Here is a 23,383-nt window from a genome sequence, read left to right as displayed (position 1 = left end):
CGGTCTTCCCGACGACCTCGCGCCGCCAGTCCCGCCGCCGACGCCCGGCCTGATCGAACCTCGCGTCGAAGCGCTCATCAAGGCGACCGCAATCGACTTTCGCATCGGCGGCGACCGCGCCTTCTATGCGCCGGGTCCCGACTTCGTGCAGGTCCCGCCGCCCCAGGGCCTATTTCGAGCCGATCAACTGGCACCGCACGGCGCTGCACGAGCTCGGCCACGCGACCGGTCACCCCTCCCGTCTCGGCCGCGATCTCTCGGGCTCGTTCGGCACCAAGAATTACGCGTTCGAGGAGCTGGTGGCCGCGATCAATGCCGCCTTCTGCTGCGCATCGATCGGCATCGTGCCGACGGTGCGGCACGCGGACTACATCGGCTCATGGCTCGGACTCCTGCGTGAGGACAACCGAGCGATCGTCCGGACCGCCAGCCAGGCCGGCAAGGCGGCCGATTGGTTGCTCCGATTCCTCCCCGACCTTAATACCGTCGCCGGCTCTCTGGCGCGGGCGGCCTAAATTTCCACAGTCTTGAATCGTGTCCCGACCTTGCCCATCTGTAGCCCATAGGTTACAGTCAGGGGAGGTTCGGGAGCACGAATGGCTATAGTCAAAATCAGTCCGATACAGATTGCGGGGCGTTGGCAGTCGGGGATCTCCCTCGACCTCCACACGACAAGCAGCACGCCGATCGGATACAATGAATTTGGCCATATGCAGTTCGACACCGTGCGGCCGGAAATTGCCGAGCTTCTCTATCGGCTCAAGAACCGGGGCGACAAGGATGCCGCCGGGCCGATCATCGAGACCGCGGCCAGCTTCCTCGCCGCCCATCGGGACAAGTTCGACAGCATCGTTCCGGTCCCGCCGTCCCATCAGCGCGCCCTGCAGCCGGTCATCGTCCTCGCCGAAGGGATCGGCGCTGCGCTTGGCGTCCCGGTGCTGTCGTGCATCACGACGACCCGGCCGACCACGCAGCTCAAGAACGTGACCGATCCCGACGAGCGGAAGAAACAGGTCGACGGCCTCTATCAGGTCGACGCGACGCAGACACGCGGCTGCAGTATCCTTCTCTTCGACGATCTCTTTCGGTCGGGGACCACAATGAACGCCATCACGGATCAATTGCTCGGCCCGGGACAGGCTGCCGTCGTCCGTGCCCTCACCATCACCAAGACACGGAGCAACCATTGAACACGATCTTCATAGGCGGCTCGCGGCACGTTTCCCGGCTTCCCTCCGAGGTGAAGAAGCGGCTCGACAATGTCGTCGCGAGCGGCCACCGCGTCATCGTCGGAGACGCGAATGGCGCCGACAAAGCCGTGCAGAAGCACTTCCACGACATCCACTATGACAAGGTCACCGTGTTCTGCTCGGGCGCGACTCCGCGCAACAACCTTGGCCCCTGGCTCACTCACCATGTCGACGCGCCCAAGAACGCGAAAGGCTTTCAGTTCTACGCTGCCAAGGACCGCGAGATGGCGCGCGAGGCGGATTTCGGACTGATGATCTGGGACGGCAAGAGTCCCGGCACCGTCCTCAACGTGCTGCGCCTCGCCATCGCCGGAAAGATCGCGGTGCTGTTCAACGTCCCAGACAAGGACGTCGTTAACATCAAGTCGGTCGACGCGTGGAGGAACTTCATCGCGCATTGCAGCGACGAACTACGCCGTGATGTGAAGGAGCGCGCGACGCCGGACGAATGGCGATTGGTCGAGACCAGCGATCAGCCGACCTTTCTGCCGGCGATGGAGACAGCACCGTCGGGTCAAATGTCGGACAAGGTCACCGGCGAAGCCGACGTCACGCCGGAACTACAGGCTCCCGTGCTCGAAGAAGTCGTTAAAGCACTCAACGAGGCGCTCGCCCGGTCGGATGAGACCGCGATCAAGGAAACCCTCGGCCAGATCGCGCGCGATCGCGGCATGAGCCAGGTTGCGCGCGAAACCGGCCTCGCTCGCGAGAGCCTCTACCGATCGCTCGATCCCAAGGGGAACCCGGAGTTCACTACTGTGCTGAAGGTCCTCTCCTCGATCGGCCTGCGACTTGAGGTGAAGCCTGAGCAGTCGGAGCGCGAGCCGGTCGCTTCCCACGGTTGAAGCGCCTGGCTCCCGGGTCGGGCGCCCGCCCGCGAGAGTTAGAGGAGTGACGGGAATTCCCGTGACGGGTTGAAGGTCGAGAGAGAGTCTCCCGGCCGCCCGTCGCGGAGTAAATCCCGATGGCTATTGTCGTTCAGAAGATCACCCTGTCGTCCTCGCGCGACATCCCTTTCAACAAGCTCATTCTGTCCCAGACCAACGTCCGGACCCGTGAGGACGGCATCTCAATCGAGGACCTCGCGGCCTCGATCGCCCGGCGCGGGCTCATCCAGAGCCCCCACGTCCGGCCCGTGCTCGATGCCGACGGCGCCGAAACCGGCATGTTCGACGTTCCAGCCGGTGGCCGGCGCTATCGCGCGCTCGAGCTTCTCGTGAAGCAGAAGCGCCTCGCGAGGACCGCGCCGGTCCCATGCGTCGTCGGCGATGCCAAGAGCGCGATCCTCGCCGAGGAAGTCTCGCTCGCCGAGAACATCGATCGCCTGCCGCTGACGCCGCTCGAGCAGTTCCGCGCCTTCGCGGCGATGTTGTCGAAGGGCATGTCCGAGGAGGAGATCGCCGCGGCCTTCCTCGTCCAGGTTCAGGTTGTCAAGCAGCGTCTCCGCCTGCTCACCGTCTGGCCGGCGCTGCTCGAGGTCTACGAGGCGGAGGAGATGACGCTCGAACAGCTCATGGCCTTCACCGTTTCCAGCGACCACGCTCGCAAGGAGCAGGTCTGGGAATCAATCAAGAACGCCTGGTCCAAGGAGCCGTATCAGATCCGGCGCATGCTGACCGAGCAGACGGTCCGCGCGAGCGACAAGCGCGCCGTCTTCGTCGGTCTCGACACCTACGAGGCGGCCGGCGGCGCAACCATGCGCGACCTCTTTCAGGACGATGACGGCGGCTGGCTGCAGGATCCGGCGCTGCTCGAGCAGCTCGTGACCGACAAGCTCAAGGTCGTCGCCGAGGAGATCGCCCGCGAAGGCTGGAAATGGGTCGCGGTCGGCATCAGCTTCCCCTACGGCGCCACGAACGGCCTGCGCGAGCTGGTCGGCATTCCGGCCGACCTGACGGCCGATGAGCAGGCGGCGATCGAAGCGCTGAAGGCGGAATACGATAGGCTCGAGGCCGAGTACGAGGAGGCCGACGAGTTGCCCGACGAGATCGAGCAGCGGCTCGGCGAGCTCGAGACGGCACTCGCGACCTTCGACAACCGCCCGGTCCTCTTCGATACAGCCGAGGTCCTGCGCGCCGGTGTGTTCATCAGCATCGACGCGAACGGCACGCTTGACATCGACCGCGGTTATGTTCGACCGGAAGACGAGGTGCCTCTGGCGCCGGAGGGTCACTCCGTCGAGGCGGGCGGCGAGGATGGCGCAACTGAACCGCGAGCGGTCCAGCGTGCCGTCGTAACCATCGGCGGCGAGCCGTCCGAGCCCGAAGAGGACGACGACGCCATCAAGCCGCTCCCCGAGCGCCTCGTGACCGAGTTGACTGCTCACCGCACGCTAGCGCTGCGCGACGCGGTCGCCGGCAATCCGCACGTCGCTATGACGGCGCTACTCCACAAGCTCGTCACCGACATCTTCCTGCGGACCTCGGCGAGCGGCGGATGCCTCGAAGCCTCCGTCCGTCACGTCTTCTTTCCTGCCCAGCCCGACGACCTCAAGGACAGCCCGTGCGCGAGGTCGGTCGCTGAGCGCCATGAAGGCTGGAAAGTTGTTGTGCCTGCCGAAGACGCCGCGCTGTGGGACTGGATCGCCGGCCTCGACGACACCAGTCGCATGGCGCTCCTGGCGCATTGCGTCAGCTATGGCGTCAACGCACTGGTCGAGAAAGTCGACCGCTACGGCGGCGCGGGCCTCTCCCAGCACAACCTCGACCTCCGCCTCGCCCAGGCCGACCGCCTTGCCCGGGTGGTGGGTCTCGACATGGTCGACGCCGGCTGGCGAGCAACGTCAGCCAACTATCTCGGCCGCGTCACCAAGGCGCGCATCCTCCAAGCCGTCCGCGAGGTCGCTGGCGAGCAGGCCGTGCAGCTAATCGACCGCCTGAAGAAGGGCGATATGGCCAAGGAGGCTGAGCGCCTGCTGGCCGACAGCGGCTGGTTGCCGGAACCGCTGCGCCTCGTGGCCGACGATACCCCTCCTGCCAAGCCTGCGCCGGCGGAGCCCGACGCGGAAGTCGACCTGCCGCGGTTCCTCGCTGGCGACGGCGAGGATGACGCCGAGCCGACCGACCCCGAGGAGGACCCGGCGATGATGATTGCCGCCGAATAGCGACAGTCGCCGGGGCGGTGCGAACCGCCCCGGCTTTTTTATGCCACGCCAGCGATGAGCGGCCGCACCCGCACGCCGTCGACCCAGACCGCGACCCTTCCGGCCGCCACAAGGCCGGACGTTTCCGCCACGAACTGACGCACCGCAGCCGTGCTCGTCACCTTGAAACGGTGCCGATAGCCTTGGGCGACAGCAGCACCGGTGAATCCCTTCAGGGAGGCGCCATATCCCGCCACCTCCTGGATCTCGAATTGCACCGTCCAGCGCGTGCGCCGTGGGCGGCGTTCGTCCAGGACCTCGACGCTGATGCTGTGATTTCGGCCACTGCGCGCGACGACGGGCACAATTTTCTTGGTCGGAAATTTCAGGATCTGACCCATCAGAACCTCCTTCATCTTGTGAAGCGGTTCAATTTTGACGGGAATCGGTGAACCGCACAGCCGAGACCCGCCCGCGCACCACGCGGAAGCAGGTCAGCGGCGGCCCGTTCACCAGGCAGTTCAGCTATCGCGGCTATCGCCGCGAGCGGTTCTTGCCACACCGAGCGTGGCGACCCTGACACCTTCGACATAGGTCGGCGGCGTTTCGTTTCAAGGCTGACGGCAGAGTGAGAGGGCGGCCGGGACGGGTTTGAGCCCGTCCGGTCGGAGAGAGAGCGGCGGGCGGGCTCACCCTGTCTCCCCGCTCTCCCGAAGGTATCCCTCATGATCAATGCTTCGCTTCGAGCGGCCGCATCGCTGCTGCCCGCCGTCAACACGCCTCCTGCCGCCGCCATACTCGCCGCTGCCCGTCATATCCTCCCTCATCTCGAACAGGGCCGACTCGTCGATGGCGCGCTCCTACGCTCGGCCATGGAACAGGCCTTCGGCGAGTCCGACGCCAGCGGCGTCTGGGACTGGAAGACGGCCTACGACGCTTGCGAGGCCGCGACCGTCCTGTTCCTGCGCAAATACGGAAAGCCGCTTTTCCGCAAAGCCGCTTCGCCGGCTGCACGGCTCGCCGCGCTGACCAAGATCGCAGGCCTGCTGCCGACCCACACGCGCCGCTCCGAGGAAGCCCAAGCCCTCCAACAGTTCTCGACGCCGATCCCGCTCGGCCTGGCGACGTTGACCGCCGCATCGCTCACGCCCGCCGACCGGGTGCTGGAGCCCTCGGTCGGCACGGGCCTGCTCGCGGTCCTCGCGGAGGTCGCCGGTTCCGGTCTCATCCTGAACGAGCTGGCCGAGATCCGCGCCGATCTTCTTGGCCGCCTCTTTCCGGCCATTGCCGTCAGGCGCTTCGATGCCGCCCAGATCGACGATCACCTAGATCGCGCCGCTATTCCCAGCGTCGTCATCATGAAGCCGCCGTTCTCGGTCATAGCGAACGTCTCCGGACGGGTCGCCGACGCCGCCTATCGCCACATCGCCTCGGCGCTGGCGCGGCTCGCGCCGGGCGGTCGACTGGTCGCGATCACCGGCGCGAATTTCTCGCCTGAGCTGCCGGCCTGGCGGGACAACTTCATCCGGCTGCAGGAGCGCGGCCGCGTTGTGTTCACCGCGGCGGTCGCCGGCTCGGTCTATGCCAAACACGGCACCACCATCGAGACGCGCCTGACCGTCATTGACAAGGCGCCCGCCGAGGATGCTGCGCGCTTCCCCGCATCTCCCGGCATCGCGTCCGATGTGTCGACGCTGCTCGCCTGGATCGAACGGGACGTGCCTCCACGCATGGCCGTCACATTGCCCAAGGTCGCGTCTGACGCGGCGCCACGCACCGTTCGCGGCTATCTCACCCGGGCCGCAGCCAGCACGCCCGCCAGACGCACGGCTGAGATCGAAGGCGTGCCGCTCGACTATGAGACTGTCGAGTGGACGCCGCCCGAAGAGGGCCGCCGCTCGGACTCGATCTACGAGGCCTATGTGCTCCAATCGATCCGCATCCCGGGCGCGCAGCCCCATCCCACCAAATTGGTGCAATCGGCCGCTATGGCATCGGTCGCGCCGCCCAAGCCGAACTATCGCCCGACACTTCCGGCCGTGATCGTAACCGAGGGCGTGCTCTCCGACGCCCAGCTTGAGACGGTTATCTATGCCGGCGAGGCCCATGACGAATATCTCGCCGGCGCCTGGACCGTGGACGAGACCGGCGATCTCGTCACCGCGGCGCCGAACGATGCGCCGAACGCCATCCGCTTCCGCCGTGGCTTCATGTTTGGCGACGGCACCGGCGCCGGCAAAGGCCGCCAATCGGCCGGCATCATCCTCGACAACTGGCTTCAGGGCCGCCGCAAGGCACGCTGGATCTCGAAGTCGGACAAGCTGCTGGAGGACGCCCAGCGCGATTGGTCGGCGCTCGGCATGGAACGCTTGCTGGTCACGCCGCTGCCGCGCTTCCCGCAGGGTACGCCAATCCGGCTGAACGAAGGCGTCCTATTCACCACCTACGCCACGCTACGGTCCGACGACCGTGGGGAGAAGCTTTCGCGGGTCAAGCAGATCGTCGAATGGTTGGGCTCCGATTTCGACGGAGTGATCATTTTCGACGAGTCCCACGCGATGCAGAACGCCGGCGGCGGCAAGGGAGAGCGCGGCGACGTCGCCCCGTCGCAGCAAGGCCGTGCGGGGCTCCGGCTCCAGCACGCGCTGCCGAACGCCCGCGTCGTCTACGTCTCGGCGACCGTCGCGACCACCGTCCATAATCTCGCCTACGCCCAGCGGCTCGGCCTGTGGGGCGGAGACGATTTTCCCTTCGCCAATCGCGCCGAGTTCGTCGAAGCCGTTGAGAATGGCGGCGTCGCGGCCATGGAGGTGCTCGCCCGTGACCTGCGCGCGCTCGGCCTCTACACGGCCCGGTCTCTCTCCTATGACGGCGTGGAATATGAGCTGGTCGAACATCAGCTCACGCCCGAGCAGACGCGCATCTATGATGCCTATGCCGACGCCTTCGCCATCATTCACAACCATCTCGACGCGGCGATGCAGGCCGCCAACATCACCGGCGACAGCGGCACGCTGAACCGGCAGGCCAAGTCGGCCGCGCGTTCGGCCTTCGAGAGCGCCAAACAGCGCTTCTTCGGCCATCTCCTGACCAGCATGAAGACCCCGACGCTGATCCGCTCGATCGAGCAGGACCTGGCCGACGGGCACAGCGCTGTTATCCAGATCGTTTCGACCGGCGAAGCGCTGATGGAGCGGCGCCTGGCCGAGATCCCGCCCGAGGAATGGAACGACATCCGGATCGACATCACGCCGCGCGAATACGTCCTCGACTACCTCGCCCATTCCTTCCCGGTGCAGCTTTACGAGCCGTTCTCCGACAGCGAGGGCAATCTATCGTCGCGGCCGGTCTACCGGGACGGCCAGCCCGTAGAGAGCCGGGAGGCCTTCGCCCGCCGCGATGAGCTGATCGAGCGGCTCGCATCGCTTGAGCCTGTGCCCGGCGCCCTTGATCAGATCGTCCAGCGCTTCGGCACCGATGTCGTCGCCGAGGTCACCGGCCGCTCGCGGCGCGTGGTGCGCAAGGGCGAGCGCCTTGCCGTCGAGAACCGGGCGGCGTCCGCCAATCTCGCCGAGGCGGCCGCCTTCATGGACGACCAGAAGCGCATCCTCGTCTTCTCGGATGCCGGCGGCACGGGGCGCAGCTATCACGCCGATCTCGCCGCCCGGAACCAGCGCCTGCGCATCCACTATCTTCTGGAGCCGGGGTGGAAGGCCGACGCGGCGATCCAGGGGCTCGGCCGCACCAACCGCACCAACCAGGCGCAGCCGCCGCTCTTCCGGCCGATCGCCAGCGATGTGAAGGCCGAAAAGCGCTTCCTCTCGTCGATCGCGCGCCGGCTCGACACGCTCGGCGCCATCACGCGCGGCCAGCGCCAGACGGGCGGCCAAGGCTTGTTCCGGCCCGAGGACAATCTGGAAAGCCCCTACGCGCTCGACGCGCTTCGCCACCTCTACCTGCTGCTCGTGCGGGGCAAGGTGGAAGGTTGCTCGCTCGACCGCTTCGAGTCCGCCACCGGTCTCAAGCTCATGGACGATAACGGCATCAAGGATGAGTTGCCGCCGATCACCACCTTCCTGAATCGTCTGCTGGCGCTCACCATCGACTTGCAGGGCGTGCTCTTTACGGCGTTTGAGCAGCTCCTGACCGCCAAGGTCGAGGGCGCGATCCGCAGCGGCGTCTATGACATCGGACTCGAGACGCTGCAGGCCGAGAGCTTTATCGTCACCGACGCCCAGGTGATCCACACCCATCCGGGCACCAGTGCCGAAACGCGGCTGCTCACCATCACCCGCCGGGAGCGCAATCGGCCGACGAGCCTCGCCGACGCGCTCGACCAACTTTCCGATCCACGCGCGCGACTGCTGGTCAACGGCCGCTCCGGTCGCGCCGCCGTGCAGGTTACCGCACCGTCGATGATGCTCGACGACGGCGACATCGAACGGCGTGTCTGCCTGATCCGGCCGATGGAGCAACATTACGCGCCGCTGCGCATGATGGACGAAAGCCATTGGGAGGAAGCCGATCGAGGCGCCTTTGCCGCCGCATGGTGGGCGGAGCTGAACGATGTGCCGGAGTTTTCCGACAGCACGATCCATATCGTCGCGGGACTGCTGCTACCGATCTGGAAGCGCCTGCCCAACGAGTCGACCCGCGTCTACCGACTCCAGACCGATGCAGGCGAGCGCATCATCGGCCGCCGCGTTTCGCCGGCCTGGGCGGCGGATGCCGTCACAATGGGCGCCACGTCGCTGACGCCGGAACAAGCCTTCACCGCGCTGATGGAAGGAACGACGATCCTCGATCTCGCCGACGGCCTTCAGCTTCGCCGCGCGCGCGTCATGAGCGCCCAGCGACTGGAGTTGACCGGCTTCACCGAGGCGATGCGGGACCGGTTGCGGGCCTATGGCCTGTTCAGCGAGATCATCTCGTGGAAGCTCCGTTTCTTCGTGCCGGTCGACGCTGCCGGGCCCGCCATCCTGGCCAAGCTGCTCGACACCTTCCCCGTGGCGCGTATCTCAGAACGGGAGGCCGCGTGATGGCACGTCAGGACGCGTCCGATCTCGCGCACCGTCTCGGCCGGCAGGCCGAGGCGGTATGCCGGCATTATCTCTCCAATGGCAGACGCGAGGGAGGCTACTGGCTGGTGGGCGATGTGCGCAACACACCGGGGCGCTCGATGTACGTCCGCCTCAAGGACACGCCCAAGGGTCCCGCCGGCAAATGGACCGATGCAGCAACCGGCGAGCATGGCGATCTCCTCGACGTCATCCAGGAGAGCTGCGGTCTCATCGACTTCAAGGACGTCGCTGAGGAGGCCCGGACCTTCCTCTCTTTGCCGCCGCCCGAGCCTGAACCCCGTGACCACCAGCGGCGCAGCCCGGCGCCGCATGGGTCTCCGGAGGCGGCGCGCCGCCTGGTTCGCATGTCGCAGCCGATCTACGGCACGCTCGTACAGGCGTATTTACGGGAACGCGGCATTACGGATTTACGCGGAACCGGAAGCCTGCACTTCCACCCGCGCTGCTATTATCGACCCGACGAGCATTCGCCGACCGAGACCTGGCCGGCGATGATCGCGGCCGTCACCGACCTCGACGGCAAGATCACCGGGGCGCATCGCACCTGGCTCGATCCCCGGCGCCGCGACAAGGCGCCGATCGACACGCCAAGGCGAGCAATGGGCGATCTTCTCGGGCATGCGGTCCGCTTCGGCATCGGTGGCGAGGTGATGGCGGCAGGCGAAGGCATCGAGACCGTTCTGTCGCTCCGACAGGTTCTTCCCGACATGCCAATGCTAGCGGCCCTTTCAGCGGCACATCTCGCCGCCATCCTGTTTCCCGACACGTTGCGCCGGCTCTACATCGTCCGCGACAAGGATCCGGCCGGTGACGGGGCCCGCGACACCCTGATCGAACGGGCGAACGCGGCCGGCATCGAGCCGATCGTCATCTCGCCGGAGCTGGACGACTTCAACGAGGATCTGCGCACGCTCGGCCTGGATGCACTGCGCATGGAAGCCCGGTTGCAGGTCGCGCCGCAGGACGTCGCCCGCTTCATGGCGTTGGCGGCATAGCTGGTAGGAGAATGAGCCTGCGGTTCGCCGCCGTGCTCGGCGGATGCGTCAATCCATCGGAGGGGGACCGCGCCTCGGCCTTCGAGAGGGCGATCGGCCAGCAAACGGGCCGGCCCGACAATGGCTGCGGCCGACGATTTTCCGGCGGCGCGTACCGCGCCTTTCCATCGCGAAGCAAAATCGCCGGCCTTCGCCATCCTCCGCTGACGCTCGGCCCTGCGCTCCGCTCCGGGTGCAGGGCCGCCCCGCCCGCTGGCTTTCGTCGCCATGAAGGCCGCGACGGTCGCGGTCCAACCGACGGAGCATCCCATGCGCGATCACGACGAGTACGAACCGCACCACGAATCCTCACCCACCGACCATGTCCTGAACGAACTCCAGCTTCACGGCTACCGCCCCTTCGCCGACGAGCCCGACCAGCGTCTGCTACCCGACGGCAACCAGGTCGCGGGGGCCGTCGCCGATATCTTCGACGCCCTCATCGGCACCCTGGAGGACACCCGCCTCGAACCCGACCTCGACGATCTCCTTTGGTCGACCGTCTGCGTCTTCCACCGCGCCACCGACCGGATCGCCCCGGAACTGGACGACAACGAGCAGGCCCAGAAGCGGGCGCAGCGCGAACAGGACGGCAGCGAGGTGAAGTCCGTCGAACTGGAGCGCCTGATCGCCGAGGGCATGACCCTGATCGAGCGCCAGAACGCCTTCGAGCTGATGCGCGACCAGGCAGCCGAACACTACGAGCGCCAGATCGGCAAGCCGTGGCTCCCGCGCAGCGGATCGAAGGTCAACCATCGCAACCTCACCTCCGCGATGATCGACAGCCGCGACTTCCTGATGGCGAAGAAGCGGGCCGAACAGGAAATCCTCCTGCCTCCCGGCCCCAAGATCGTCGTCACCGGCGGGCTCGACTTCAACGATCACCGACTCGTCTGGGCCAAGCTCGACCAGGTGCATGAGAAGCACCCCGACATGGTCCTCGTGCATGGCAAATCGCCGAAGGGCGCCGAGGAGATTGCCTCCCTCTGGGCGACCAACCGCAAGGTGCCACAGATTGGCTTCGCGCCCGACTGGACGAAACACGGCCGAGCCGCACCATTCAAGCGCAACGACCAGATGCTCGAGATCGTGCCGAAGGGCGTGATGCACTTCCCGGGCACGGGGATCAACGACAACCTCGCCGACAAGGCCAAGAAGCTCGGCATTCCGGTCTGGAAGTTCGGCGGCGCGTGAGCGCTGCCTCTACCAAAATGGCGGAACCCTGGAACGCAGCCAACGCCGTGTCTACTTACCCACTGGACGAACGGCGGGAATGCAATGAGCACAATCACGGACGAAGACTACGAAACGCATATGGCGCAAATCGTCGCCGAAGGGTTCACGCTCGATGCTCCCGGATTTGAGCGTCTTTCGTCGTGGACACATATGCTGATGCACCTCGTCAACGCGCGCACCAACTTCGAGTGGGTGCGCGATCACCCGGTCGAGCTCGGCGAAATGGAAAACTCGCTCCGCCAGCAGGCGTTTTTCGTCGCCGGTATCATGGCCTACTGCCGCTGCTTTGCATCGTCAGGATCGGGAGTTCCGATGCTTGATGCGAAGAAGGTCTACGAGGGATCTGACGACGGGAAGCAGATCCACGAACGTCTCATTGGTCTGCGGAACTCAATAGCCGCACACACCGACGCGTCGGACATCGTTCGCCTCACGCTCGCGGTGAAGGAGGAGGCCGAACGTCTTGTCATCCGGCACCTGTGGACGATGGCAGTCCCTGTCAACGAGATCGCCGACTTCCTGGAAGCTGTCGTTCACACTGAGCACTTCGTAACCGTCAGCCTGAATAAATATCTGAACCGCCTCGAAAAGGACCGCGGCAAAACGATCGAGCTCGACTAACGCCTGATCCCGGCATCACCGGGGCTCCTGACGCGAAAACCACCCCCGCTTATCTGCGCTGATCCTTGGTCAGACTGATCGCCTGACGCCATCAACCCGTAAAGGGTCGGCTATGCGAGCATGCCGCCGCTCCGGCTGCGCCTGCGCGGTGATTGCAGCGCTCAGCCCGACACTTCGGGCGCCTGTCAGCGGGGGATGGTCCTCCGCTTAAACAGGAGCCGGATCGATGTCTCTTAACGACGCCCACGCCTTCGCCTTCAGTCTCGCCACCACCCTGATGGCCGCCATCATCATCTTTCAGGCCGGCGACGGCAGCCTCTCGGTGACCCCCGCCAGCGAGTATGACGGCGATATGGCCGCGATCGTCCACGAGATCGATCCGTTGGCCCCATAACAGGTGCGAACTGGCGTCGCCTGGCGGAAATCCCACGCGATTTCCGCTCCCGACGCAGCCGATTTTCGGCTATAGTTCAAGCGCGCCGTGGTGGTGGTGGAGGCGCGACAGTCAGACTTTTCACGGACGCCACCACCATGATCATCCTCGCAATACTCGCATCCCTCACTGCCATCGGCCTGTTCTGCTGGCTGCTGTTCACGCTGGCTATCTTCGCGCTGCCGGCGTTCGTCGGCGTGACCGCAGGGGCTTGGGCCCACGGCATGGGGGCCGGAATTGCCGGCGCGGTCTTTGTCGGCGCTATCGCGGCCGCCATGACCCTGGCGGCCGGTCATCTGCTGCTCACCTTCGTCCGGCCGATGTGGCTCAAGGTGATCGTCGCCGCTGCCTTCGTCGTCCCGGCGGCAATCGCCGGCTTCCATGCCACCCATGGCATCGTGAAGCACCTCATGCCGTCCGACACTTGGCAAATCGCGTTCTCCGTCATCGGCGCGGTCGCGGTCGGCATTACCGCGTTCGTGCGGGTCGCTGGAATGGCGGCGGCTCCGGCCCCGTCCGACCGGGATCTCGCGCGGGCCTGATCTTCGTCGTCGCCGTTAGGAGGATCAGGCCAGTCGTTGTGGTGGTCTTTCCGTCGTCTCATGTCGAGCGGTGGGCGGCGTATGGGCACGGATCGACGCTAGTCCGGAAAGGCGGTCTTCTCTGGAGCGCTGTGGGAGCTGCGCCGTGCCTTGGCGAGCACCGGACATCGGACGCGGCGATCTCCATCGCGGCGGCGGGAAGCCAAGATGCAGCAGCGTCAGCTTGGCGGGAGGAGAGGAAGCCGGTGAGCCGCCGTGCGGCCGGTTTGCCGTTGCGCGATGGCCGCCATCTTCTCCGTTACCTCCCCGTGCCTCGACCGCTCCATACGGCCTCTTCAATGGCCTGATCTGGCCGAAGGCCGGCTTCGCCTCGATCGCCTATGACGCAACAGCCGCGTCAAACTTTCTTCCCCTGCCGGCTGCGCCGCCATTCCTCGCGAAACAAGAAAGCCCTCCTTAGCTGTCAAGCCCCTGCGGGGTGCGCCGTCGATCGCCTCCGGCCTGCCGATCGCCATCGAGGCCGCAATGGTGCGGGCTCGGGAACGTAAAACGGAGACTTACAATGGCGACCATCGGCACCTTCAAGAATAGCGGCTCGAACGAGTTCAGCGGCGAAATCGTCACCCTCAGCGTCCAGGCCAAGAACGTGCGCATCGTCCCCGACCAGCGCGCCACCGGCGAGAACGCCCCCAGCCAACGGGTCCTAGTCGGCCGCGCGGAGATCGGCGCCGCCTGGTCCAAGCGCTCCAACGAGGGCCGCGACTATATGGGCCTGAAGCTCGATGACCCCAGCTTCAACGCCCCGATCTACGCCAACCTCTTCGACGACGAGGACGCCGACACCTTCTCGCTGATCTGGTCCCGTCCGAACGGGCGGCGCAGCGACTGAGGCCCGCGCAAGGCCCCGTCCGATGGACGGGGCCTTCGAAGTTCAAGGCGACCGAATCAGTCGGCGCGAAAATCGCAGCCGGCGCAGCCAGCCAGCGACAAATTGGTAGCCCCGCCCACATGAAGCGACTATTATAGTCGTAGTTCTGGCGTGCGCGTAGGTCCGAGTGGGAGGTGATCATGCATGATCACCGCCCGACAATCGCGGGCCGCACGCGCGTTGCTGGGTTGGACGCAGGAGACGCTCGCTGACAAGGCCCGAGTATCACTGACCGCGCTGAAGCGCCTCGAATCCGCAAGCGGTCTCGAGGTTTATGAGAGCACACGCGGCGAAGTCAGGCGCGCCTTCGAACGAGCAGGGATCGTCTTCATGCACTCCGACCAGAGTGTGGGAGTGCTGTTGGTTCATGGAAAGGCCGAAGCCTGATAACCAGTCTCGTCCCTGCATCGTGTGCTCGCATTCGTCTGGCTCGTCGCGAAGCCGGAAGGTAAAAGGCACGTTAACAATTTCCTCCACAACGGATACATCTCCCGCTCGGGGGACGCTGTGACAAAGCACGATTTTCTCGACCAGCCGCCATTAGGAACCGCGCTGACCGCGTACGATAAAGCGCATTTGAAGCTATACATTCGCCTGCTTGACGCTGATCGGCAGGGCGCTGATTGGCGCGAAATCGTCGCGTCATTGTTCGACCTCGACCACTCCAAAGACATCGACCGCGCATTTCGCGTCTACAGCACCCATCTCGATCGTGCGAAGTGGATGACGACAAGCGGCTTCTGCGCACTTCTCTAGGACCGGCTGCATTGAGTGATGCGTAACCTGCATCACGTGCCGGTCACTCCGTTCTTCCTCAGATAACCGCAACCGGGAATCGTATCGCAGCACAACTCGCGTTGCGCGACGTGGCGACCTTTTCCAGCTCCTTCACCATCACTCGAATTTCGGCAGGCGATAGAGCGCGATCCTTCGGTGTGAACGTCGCAATCGATGCCGGGCCGACGTCATCGGCCGGATTAGCCACCTTCTCGCCATGCAAGATCGCGAACCCGTAGATCTGCTTCAGGATGTCCCGGACATGGATCGCCGTCGCCGGCGAGCCGCGCTCGACAATCTTTCCGCATTGGGCGCGTAGGTCGTCCGGAGTGATCTCCGTCAGCAGGCGGTTGCGCCAAACCGGCAACAGCTCTCTTTCAAAGATGGAACGGCGCATCGCTCTGGTGCTGTCAGCCATCGGCGCGTTCACCAGCCACTTTTCGCCGAACTCGCCGAAGCTCTTCGCCTCCTTGATACGACGCTTCTCCCGCTGCTTCTCAATTGCCGGCGACCGGCCCTCGCTGATCGCTCGCCGCGCGTCTAGGCACAGCTCTCGGGCCCTCGCCAGCGAGATTCCATCTCGTCCGTATTTGCCCAGGTAGACCGTCTCCCGTCGCCCATTGAGCCGATAATCCAGCCTGAACGACAGAGCGCCTGATGGCGCGACGCGCACATACATGCCGTCGCGGTCCGTCACCTTATACATTTTTTCTTTGGGTTTCAGCGACTTGATCGCTGCGTCCGTCAACATGGTACGCCACCTCCAAAAAGTACCGTCACGCGGTTTTGGGCGGCTCTCGTCGGAAAAGTCTGTGTATTGTCAGCAGCTTAGCGTGAAAAAAGTACCGTCAGGAGCCTCATCTCCCTTGACGGTACTTTCAAATTTCGTCGCGATCAATGTGGCCAAGGCCCGTCAACCGGGCCGACAGCCGCGATCTCTGTCCACCGATAGGCATCGATAGATGAAGACAGGAATATTATTTCTTATCAGTGAGTTAGATCGTGCTCTGGCGTGGTTTTGGATATGCCCGGATAGGCAAAAATCATTCCCACTCGATCGTGCCGGGCGGCTTCGACGTGATGTCGTAGGTCACCCGGTTGATCCCCTTGACCTCGTTGATGATCCGCGTCGCGGTCTCGCCGAGAAAGGCGTGAGAGAAGGGATAATAGTCCGCCGTCATCCCATCGACCGAGGTCACCGCGCGCAGCGCGCAGGCAAAGTCGTAGGTGCGCCCGTCGCCCATCACCCCCACGGTGCGGACCGGCAGGATCGCGACGAACGCCTGCCAGATCTCGTCGTAGAGCCCGTGCCGCCGGATCTGGTCGATGAATACCGCGTCGGCCTGGCGCAGGATCTCGAGCTTCTCGCGGGTGATCTCGCCCGGGCAGCGGATGGCGAGGCCGGGGCCGGGGAACGGGTGGCGGCCGATGAACTTCTCCGGCAGGCCGAGTTCGCGGCCGAGCGCGCGGACCTCGTCCTTGAAGAGCTCGCGCAGCGGCTCGACCAGCTTCAGGCCCATCTTCTCGGGCAGGCCGCCGACGTTGTGGTGCGACTTGATCGTGACCGAGGGGCCGCCGGTGAAGCTGACGCTCTCGATCACGTCGGGGTAGAGCGTCCCTTGCGCGAGGTATTCGGCCCCGCCCACCTCGGCCGCGTGCTTCTGGAACACGTCGATGAAGAGCCGCCCGATGGTCTTGCGCTTCACCTCGGGGTCGCTGACGCCCTCGAGCGCGCCCAGGAACAGCTCGGATTCGTCGGCGTGGACGAGCGGGATGTTGTAGGCGTCGCGGAACATCGCCACGACCTCCTCGGCCTCGCCCTGGCGCAACAGGCCGTGGTCGACGAAGACGCAGGTGAGCTGGTCCCCGATCGCCTCGTGGATCAGCACCGCCGCGACCGAGCTGTCGACCCCGCCCGAGAGTCCGCAGATCACCTTGCCGCCGCCGACCTGCTCGCGGATGCGGCGGATCGCCTCGTCGCGGTAGCCGGCCATCGTCCAGTCGCCGGTGAACCCCGCCATGCGCACGAAGTTTTCCAGCATGACCCGGCCGTTCGGGGTGTGGTGCACCTCGGGGTGGAATTGAACGGCGTAGAAGCTGCGGGCCGGGTCCGCGATCATGGCGAAGGGGGCGTTGGGCGAGGTGCCGATCACCTCGAAGCCGGGGGCGAGCGCGGTGACGCGGTCGCCGTGGCTCATCCACACCTCCTCGCGCCCGGCGGCGAACAGCCCGGCGAAGATCCCGTCGCCCGAGTGGCCCGGTGCCGGGGTCACGAAGGCACGGCCGTATTCGGCGTGGTGGCCGGCCTCGACCGAGCCGCCGAGCTGCGCCATCATCACCTGCTGGCCGTAGCAGATGCCGAACACCGGCACCCCCATCTCGAACACCGCCTGCGGGGCGCGGGGGCTGCCGGGGCGGGTCACGCTGTCTGGCCCGCCCGACAGGATCACGGCCTGGGGCGCGAGCGCCCGCAGGGCCGCGTCGTCGAGGCTCTGGTACGGGTGGATCTCGCAATAGACGTTCAGTTCGCGCAGGCGGCGCGCGATCAGCTGCGTCACTTGGCTGCCGAAGTCGATGATGAGAAGGCGCTGGTGCTGGGTCATGGGCCGCTGTTACGCCGCGCATCCGCGCCGGGCAAGGGGCTGGCTGGTGCGCGCGCCATGCCGCCGCGCAGGCGCAGGGAATCAGCAGAAGGGTCAGAAGCCACAGCATCCGTGCAGGCTGGCACGGGGCGGGTGAAGATCAGGTTAAGCGCGTCAGCCGCGGATAGCTGCTAGCGCCGCGGCCCCGGTTCAGACGGGCCAGAGCGCGCTCAGCGCCTCGGCCGGGTCGGGCGCCTGCCAGATTTCCGGCCCCAGGGCGATGAAGTCCGCGACCGGCCAGACGGCGCGGATCAGGGCCGCGTCGAGGGCGCCTTCCGCCACGACGGGCACCTCGATCACCTCGGACCACCACTGGAGAAGTTCGAGATCCACCGGGGTTCCCGGGCCCAGCGCGGTCGGGCCGAGGGGGCCGAAGCTGACGTAATCCGCCCCCGCCTCGCCGGCGTTCATCCCCTCGTGCCGCGAGGCGCCGCAGAAGGCGCCGACGATGGCATCGGCGCCGAGTTCCTTGCGGGCGTGGCGGACGCCGCGCGCGCCCTGGGTCAGGTGCACTCCGTCGAGCCCGTGGCGGGCGGCGAGAGCGACGTGATCCTCGATCACCACGGCGACGTCGCGGGCGTGGGCGATCTCGCGGGCAAGGTCGGCGATGCGGGCGAGCTCGGCCTCGTCGCCGGCGCCCGAGAGGCGCAGGCAGGCGACGGGGTGTGCGTCGAGCACCGCGGTGAGGCGGGGCGCGAGTTCCGAGGCCGGCAGGCGGGCCGGGGCGATGAGGTAAAGCTGCGGGGCGTCCTCGGTCATCTGCGGCTCTCCTGTCGGGCTGGGGACGGGGGATAGCGCAGCGTGGCGGGCGGGGGAAGGGCCGGTTGGTTGGGGCGGGGACGACGGGGCACGCGCAACGTTCGGTGGAGGCGGGCGAGCGGGCAACGGGGCGGTGCGCAACTCTCGAAATGGGTTAGGTTTCATTAATTGGCATTTGAGTAGATTGTATATTGTAGAAATACGTTATGCACGATCCGTTCAGAGTTCCTGATCGTTCATGTGATGTTCATGCACAGTTCATGCGAACGATTTGGCGCTTCAGTCCCGCCAAGCTCCGCCGTGACGACGAGACTTCCTAGCCACGCGGGGGCGTGTCGCGCGAATGCGGACGATGACCCGCCTGCCTCCGTCGGACTCGGGCACAACTGCAGTGTGGGCCTCTTCGGCGATTAGCTTGCAGGCATCTCGCGGGGCGACGAGGGGGCCGCCCCGGGAGACGCGCGCTGATCCCTGTTGCTCTGCTGTGGGCCGCGCGGAGGGGCGGTCAGGTGGGAGCTTTTCGGGGGCGAGACAGCCGCGGCGTGAGTGATGCACGCCGCAGGTTGCACCGCCGACGAGCCTTTTGAATGTCGCTGTCCCGGGGCCGTTGCACGCGCCGAGGCGCCACCCCGAGATGCCGCGGGGAGCCGGGTCCGCCACGTTGAGGTGCTACGCCGAACCGCGGCCAACACGCCGATCTGACGCTCGCCGCCGCTGGCCCGCCACGTGCGGCGGAAGGGGACGCGTGCCAGCAGGGGGTGCAGCGCCTTGGACCGGGGCCAGTTTTCGGGCGGAGTGAACCGCAACGGCCGTCGGAACCCGCCGCTCACCCTTGCCCGCACGTCCCGGTTTCGCTACCGCGCGCCCATGTCCATCAGCCCCGTTCAACCCGTCGTCATCCTCGTGCGCCCGCAGATGGGCGAGAACATCGGCGCGGCCGCACGCGCGATGCTGAACTTTGCCCTGACCGACCTCAGGCTCGTCGCGCCGCGGGACGGGTGGCCGAACCCGCGGGCGGTCGCCATGGCCTCGGGCGCGGCGGGGCAGGTGCTCGACCGGGCGCGGGTGTTCCCGACGCTCGCCGAGGCGATGGCGGACGTCGACACCGCCTATGCCACCACCGCGCGGGGGCGCGAGCTGACCAAGCCCGTCCACACCCCCGCCACCGCCATGGCCGAGGCGCGGGCGCTGACCGCCGAAGGGCGGCGGGTGGCGCTGGTCTTCGGGCCCGAGCGGGCGGGGCTCGACAACGACGACATCGCGCGCGCCAGCGCCATCGTGACGGTGCCGGTGAACCCCGCGTTCCCCTCGCTCAACCTCGCGCAGGCGGTGCTGCTGATGGGCTACGAGTGGGGCCGCGAGGCGCTGCCGCCCGAGCCTGCGCCGGCGGGGCGGCGCCCGGCGGGCGAGGTGCCGGCGACGCGGCTCGAGATCGAGCGGCTGGCCGATCACTGGGAGGAGCGGCTGACCGCGGCGCGGTTCTTCTTTCCCGAGGACAAGGCGGCCTCGATGCGGCTGACGCTGCGCAACCTGTGGTCGCGGCTGCCGCTGACCCGGGCCGACGTGCAGATCTTCCACGGGATGATCCGGCAACTGACCTGGCGCGGGCGGGACGGGGACGGGCCGGGCGCGTGAGGGCCGTGCGGGGCGGCTGACGGGAAGCCGGGGCTCGGCTCGAGTGGCCGGGGCCGCACGGTGTAAGCGGAATGTCCCAAGGTTCGTGTGCGCCGGCTGCCGAGGCTGACGAGAGGCGGCCGGATGATGCGGCCGCAGCGTCACCGGGGTATCTGGGCCAGAAAGAAGCCGAACCCTTCGGTCTGCCGGAGGCGCTGCATTTGGTCGGGAAGGGGCGTCAGTGCTGGCCGGCGCACCCATCCCTTCAGCCTGCGGGGCTCCATTGCCGCCCCGGCGCCAACCGCGCGCTACCCCAGCCCGCCCGCACCCGCGTCGCCCCGGAGCCCACCACGGGCCGCCCGCACACCCGCCAGCCCGGCGGCGACCGCGTTACCCCCGCGCGCCGCACCCGTGCCACCTTCGCACGTGCCACCTCGGCTCGCCCGCGCCACCCCGACGCAAACGACGCGCTAAGCGAGGCCGCCCGCACACTGACCACCCCAGCGCCAGCCATGCGCCGCCGCGGCGCCGACTAAGCGCCACCTAGCGCGCCCGCCCGCGCCGCCCGGCGTCACTCGCCGCGCCACCCCGGCCCGCACCCACTCAGCACCGCAGCGCTCGCATACCGCCCCGGCAGCCGCCCTCACCCCGTCCGATTGACCTTTCCCCCCGCCAAGGCCACTGTGCGCCCGCAATTCGACCCCCCACACCTGCCCAGGAACATCCTCGACATGGCCAAGCGCCCGATCTTTCAGGAGGTCTCGGACCTCGCCCCGGCGGCGCAGCTTCCCCAAGGCGGGATGATCGACGCCGCCCCCAAGGGCGCGCGCGGCGCCATCCGGGCGTGGCTCGTGGTGCTCTTCGTCATGGTCGCGGCGATGATCGCCCTCGGCGGCGCGACGCGGCTGACCGGCTCGGGCCTGTCGATCACCGAATGGAAACCCGTGACCGGCGTCCTGCCGCCGCAGGGCGAGGCCGCCTGGACCGCCGAGTTCGAGAAATACCAGCAGATCCCGCAGTTCCATCAGGAGAACCCGACGATGGACCTCGCCGGGTTCAAGCGCATCTACTGGTGGGAGTGGGCGCACCGGCTGCTCGGGCGCGCAGTCGGCGCGGTCTGGGCGCTGGGGTTCCTCGGGTTCTGGCTCACGAAGCGCATCCCGCCGGGCTGGACCCCGCGGCTGCTGACGCTGGGGGCGCTCGGCGGGCTGCAGGGGCTGGTGGGCTGGTGGATGGTCAGCTCGGGGCTGGTGGCGGGGATGACCTCGGTCGCCTCGTACCGGCTGGCGGTGCATCTGGGGCTCGCCTTCGCCATCCTCGGCCTGATCGCTTGGTACGTGCTGCAGCTGTCGCGGCCCGAGGCGGCGCTGATGCGGGCGCGGCGGGCGGGCGAGCCGAAGCTGTTTTCGATGTCCACCGGGCTCATGCACCTCGCTTTCGTGCAGATCCTGCTCGGGGCGCTGGTGGCGGGGATCGACGCGGGGCGGCAGTACACCGGCTGGCCGAAGATGGGCGGCGAGTGGGTGCCGGCGGCGATCTGGGACAGCGCGCTCGGCTGGCGCAATGTCTTCGAGAACGCGGCCACGGTGCAATTCACCCACCGGATGGTGGCCTATCTGCTGACGATCTTCGCGGTGGTGGTGTGGCTGCGCGCCCGCCGCTCGCCGCATCCGGTGACGCGGGGGGCGTTCACGGTGATGCTCGCCGCGGTGGCGTTCCAGGTGGTGCTGGGCATCGTCACCATCATGCATGGCGCGCCCCTGCCCGAGGCGCTGGCCCACCAGCTTGGTGCGGTGGCGCTGTTCGTGCTGATCATCCGCGCCCGCCACCATGCGCGCTATCCATTTGAAACCAGTGTCCGGGGGACCATCCGATGAGCAACTCCACCTCTGCGATGGTCGAGCTGATGGCGTTCCAGCGCCAGACCGAGGCGCTGTCGGCGGTGGCCGGACGGCTCGCCTGGGACCAGGAGACGGTAATGCCGCGCGGCGCCGCCGAGCAGCGCTCCGAAGAGATGGCGGCGATGGAGGCGGTGCTGCACGAGCGGCGCACCGACCCGCGGCTGGGCGAATGGCTGGACGCCGCCACCCCCGAGAGCGACCGCGAGGCGCGCATCCTCGAACTGATCGGGCGCGAGTTCGCCCGGGCGAGCGCGATCCCGGCCGATCTCGCCACCGAGATGGCGCGGCTGACGAGCCTCGCGCAGGGGATCTGGGCGCAGGCGCGGGCCAATGACGCGCCGGGGGATTTCCTGCCGACGCTCGACCAGATCGTGGTGCTGAAGCAGGACGAGGCGGCGGCGCTGGTCGCGGCGGGGTTCGGCGGCGGCGACGCCTATGACGCGCTGCTGGACGACTACGAACCGGGCATGACGCAGGCCGAGCTGGAAGCGCTTTACGCCGAGATGCGGCCGCGGCTGGTCAGCCTGCGCGAGGACGTGCTGGGGGCCGAAAACCCGCCCGCGGCGCTCGAGGGGCGGTTCCCGCAGGAGATGCAGCTGAGGCTCGCGCGGGCCTGCGCCACGGCCTTCGGCTACGACTGGAACCGCGGCCGGCTGGACATGGCGGTGCATCCGTTCTCGTCGGGGCGCTGGCAGGACAGCCGGATCTCGACCCGGGTGGTCGAGGCGGACCCCTTCAACTGCATCTACTCGACCATCCACGAGGTCGGCCATTCGAGCTACGAGCTGGGGATCGACCCAGATCACGCCTTCACGCCGCTCGGGCGGGGGGTGTCGATGGGGGTGCACGAAAGCCAGTCGCGCATCTACGAGAACCAGATGGGGCGGGGCCGGGCGTTCACCGGCTGGCTCTACCAGCGGATGTCGGACATGATGGGGGGGCTGTCGGTGGCGGATGCGGATGCGTTCTACCGCACCGTCAACCGGGTCCAGCCGGGCTACATCCGCACCGAGGCCGACGAGGTGCAGTACAACCTGCACATCATGATGCGCTTCGACCTCGAGCGCGACCTGATCTCGGGGCGGCTGGCGGTCGATGACCTGCCCGAGGCGTGGAACGCGCGCTTCCTCAAGGATTTCGGCGTGGCGGTGGACCGGCCGGCGAACGGGATGCTGCAGGACGTGCACTGGTCGGTCGGGCTCTTCGGCTATTTCCCGACCTATGCGCTGGGGAACGTCTACGCCGGCTGTCTGAACGAGGCGATGCGGGCGGCGGTGCCGGACCTCGACGAGAGCCTGGCCCGGGGCGAGGCGGGGCCAGGGGTCGAGTGGCTGCGCGAGAACCTGCAGCGCCACGGCGGCCTGCTGCCGCCGCGCGAGCTGGTCGAGACGGCGACCGGCGCCGCGGTCAGCCCCGAGCCGCTGCTCGACTATCTGGAAGAGAAGTTCGGGGCCATCTACGGCCTGTAAACGCCACCGAGGCG

Annotated in this window: 20 protein-coding genes; 16 read left to right on the top strand and 4 right to left on the bottom strand. The window is 67.0% G+C overall.

Features of this window, described 5'->3' with window-relative positions:
* Nucleotides 1–125: 125 nt before the first annotated feature.
* The 4 genes from BLW17_RS18990 (at nt 126) to BLW17_RS15995 (ending at nt 4,353) form a co-directional block, all read left to right on the top strand.
* Nucleotides 126–515, top strand: coding sequence for a zincin-like metallopeptidase domain-containing protein (locus tag BLW17_RS18990; RefSeq protein WP_425287091.1), 390 nt, complete (start codon nt 126–128; stop codon nt 513–515).
* Between the two features lie 195 nt (nt 516–710).
* Complete coding sequence (locus tag BLW17_RS16005; protein WP_197055265.1) at nt 711–1,190, top strand: ComF family protein; 480 nt, start codon at nt 711–713, stop codon at nt 1,188–1,190.
* Nucleotides 1,187–2,095 carry an addiction module antidote protein gene (locus BLW17_RS16000; RefSeq protein ID WP_036732545.1) on the top strand — a complete coding sequence of 303 codons (909 nt, stop codon included), beginning with the start codon at nt 1,187–1,189 and terminating at the stop codon, nt 2,093–2,095. Before BLW17_RS16005 ends, BLW17_RS16000 begins: the two co-directional genes overlap by 4 nt.
* A 119-nt stretch (nt 2,096–2,214) precedes the next feature.
* A complete protein-coding gene (locus BLW17_RS15995) occupies nt 2,215–4,353 on the top strand; it encodes a ParB/RepB/Spo0J family partition protein (RefSeq protein WP_036732543.1) in 2,139 nt (712 codons plus the stop codon).
* Nucleotides 4,354–4,391: 38 nt separating this feature from the next.
* On the opposite strand, the gene BLW17_RS15990 is transcribed toward BLW17_RS15995, so the two are convergent.
* Nucleotides 4,392–4,733, bottom strand: coding sequence for a hypothetical protein (locus tag BLW17_RS15990; RefSeq protein WP_036732541.1), 342 nt, complete (start codon nt 4,731–4,733; stop codon nt 4,392–4,394).
* Between the two features lie 324 nt (nt 4,734–5,057).
* On the opposite strand from BLW17_RS15990, the gene BLW17_RS15985 reads away from it, so the two are divergent.
* The 9 genes from BLW17_RS15985 (at nt 5,058) to BLW17_RS15950 (ending at nt 14,963) form a co-directional block, all read left to right on the top strand.
* Complete coding sequence (locus BLW17_RS15985; protein ID WP_036732539.1) at nt 5,058–9,371, top strand: strawberry notch-like NTP hydrolase domain-containing protein; 4,314 nt, start codon at nt 5,058–5,060, stop codon at nt 9,369–9,371.
* Nucleotides 9,371–10,408, top strand: coding sequence for a DUF7146 domain-containing protein (locus BLW17_RS15980; RefSeq protein WP_036732537.1), 1,038 nt, complete (start codon nt 9,371–9,373; stop codon nt 10,406–10,408). The genes BLW17_RS15985 and BLW17_RS15980 overlap by 1 nt, the downstream gene beginning before the upstream one ends.
* A 309-nt stretch (nt 10,409–10,717) precedes the next feature.
* The gene (locus BLW17_RS15975) at nt 10,718–11,641 is read left to right on the top strand and encodes a DUF2493 domain-containing protein (protein ID WP_036732535.1); all 924 of its coding nucleotides are present in this window, start codon (nt 10,718–10,720) and stop codon (nt 11,639–11,641) included.
* 84 nt (nt 11,642–11,725) lie between these two features.
* A complete protein-coding gene (locus BLW17_RS15970; protein WP_036732533.1) occupies nt 11,726–12,304 on the top strand; it encodes a hypothetical protein in 579 nt (192 codons plus the stop codon).
* Nucleotides 12,305–12,530: 226 nt separating this feature from the next.
* Nucleotides 12,531–12,698 carry a hypothetical protein gene (locus tag BLW17_RS18220; protein WP_170835621.1) on the top strand — a complete coding sequence of 56 codons (168 nt, stop codon included), beginning with the start codon at nt 12,531–12,533 and terminating at the stop codon, nt 12,696–12,698.
* A gap of 137 nt (nt 12,699–12,835) precedes the next feature.
* Complete coding sequence (locus tag BLW17_RS15965) at nt 12,836–13,279, top strand: hypothetical protein (protein ID WP_036732530.1); 444 nt, start codon at nt 12,836–12,838, stop codon at nt 13,277–13,279.
* 562 nt (nt 13,280–13,841) lie between these two features.
* Nucleotides 13,842–14,168: a DUF736 domain-containing protein gene (locus tag BLW17_RS15960; protein ID WP_036732527.1), complete on the top strand. Its 327-nt coding sequence runs from the start codon at nt 13,842–13,844 to the stop codon at nt 14,166–14,168.
* Between the two features lie 183 nt (nt 14,169–14,351).
* On the top strand, nt 14,352–14,594 hold the full coding sequence (locus tag BLW17_RS15955) for a helix-turn-helix domain-containing protein (RefSeq protein ID WP_036732519.1): 243 nt from the start codon (nt 14,352–14,354) through the stop codon (nt 14,592–14,594).
* A 24-nt stretch (nt 14,595–14,618) separates the two neighbouring features.
* Nucleotides 14,619–14,963: a DUF2285 domain-containing protein gene (locus tag BLW17_RS15950; protein ID WP_244507344.1), complete on the top strand. Its 345-nt coding sequence runs from the start codon at nt 14,619–14,621 to the stop codon at nt 14,961–14,963.
* A 58-nt stretch (nt 14,964–15,021) separates the two neighbouring features.
* Here BLW17_RS15950 and BLW17_RS15945 read toward each other — a convergent pair whose 3' ends face one another.
* The 3 genes from BLW17_RS15945 to BLW17_RS15935 all read right to left on the bottom strand — a co-directional run bounded on the left by BLW17_RS15945 (nt 15,022) and on the right by BLW17_RS15935 (nt 18,385).
* Nucleotides 15,022–15,735, bottom strand: a complete 714-nt coding sequence (locus BLW17_RS15945) for a tyrosine-type recombinase/integrase (protein WP_231572752.1) — start codon at nt 15,733–15,735, stop codon at nt 15,022–15,024.
* A 292-nt stretch (nt 15,736–16,027) separates the two neighbouring features.
* Nucleotides 16,028–17,587, bottom strand: a complete 1,560-nt coding sequence (gene guaA / locus BLW17_RS15940) for a glutamine-hydrolyzing GMP synthase (protein ID WP_036732517.1) — start codon at nt 17,585–17,587, stop codon at nt 16,028–16,030.
* Nucleotides 17,588–17,776: 189 nt separating this feature from the next.
* A complete protein-coding gene (locus tag BLW17_RS15935; RefSeq protein ID WP_074827021.1) occupies nt 17,777–18,385 on the bottom strand; it encodes a thiamine phosphate synthase in 609 nt (202 codons plus the stop codon).
* 867 nt (nt 18,386–19,252) lie between these two features.
* Between BLW17_RS15935 and BLW17_RS15930 the strand changes: the two genes are divergently transcribed.
* From BLW17_RS15930 to BLW17_RS15920, 3 genes are all read left to right on the top strand, one after another.
* Nucleotides 19,253–20,020 carry an RNA methyltransferase gene (locus BLW17_RS15930; protein WP_036736999.1) on the top strand — a complete coding sequence of 256 codons (768 nt, stop codon included), beginning with the start codon at nt 19,253–19,255 and terminating at the stop codon, nt 20,018–20,020.
* 710 nt (nt 20,021–20,730) lie between these two features.
* The gene (gene ctaA, locus BLW17_RS15925; protein WP_036736377.1) at nt 20,731–21,876 is read left to right on the top strand and encodes a heme A synthase; all 1,146 of its coding nucleotides are present in this window, start codon (nt 20,731–20,733) and stop codon (nt 21,874–21,876) included.
* Entirely contained in the window at nt 21,873–23,369 is a 1,497-nt protein-coding gene (locus BLW17_RS15920) for a carboxypeptidase M32 (protein ID WP_036736374.1), read from the top strand. The genes ctaA and BLW17_RS15920 overlap by 4 nt, the downstream gene beginning before the upstream one ends.
* Nucleotides 23,370–23,383 lie beyond the last annotated feature (14 nt).

The organism is Paracoccus sanguinis, from assembly GCF_900106665.1.
GTDB classification, from domain to species: Bacteria; Pseudomonadota; Alphaproteobacteria; order Rhodobacterales; family Rhodobacteraceae; genus Paracoccus; species Paracoccus panacisoli.
This window is presented reverse-complemented; position numbering and strand designations above follow the sequence as displayed.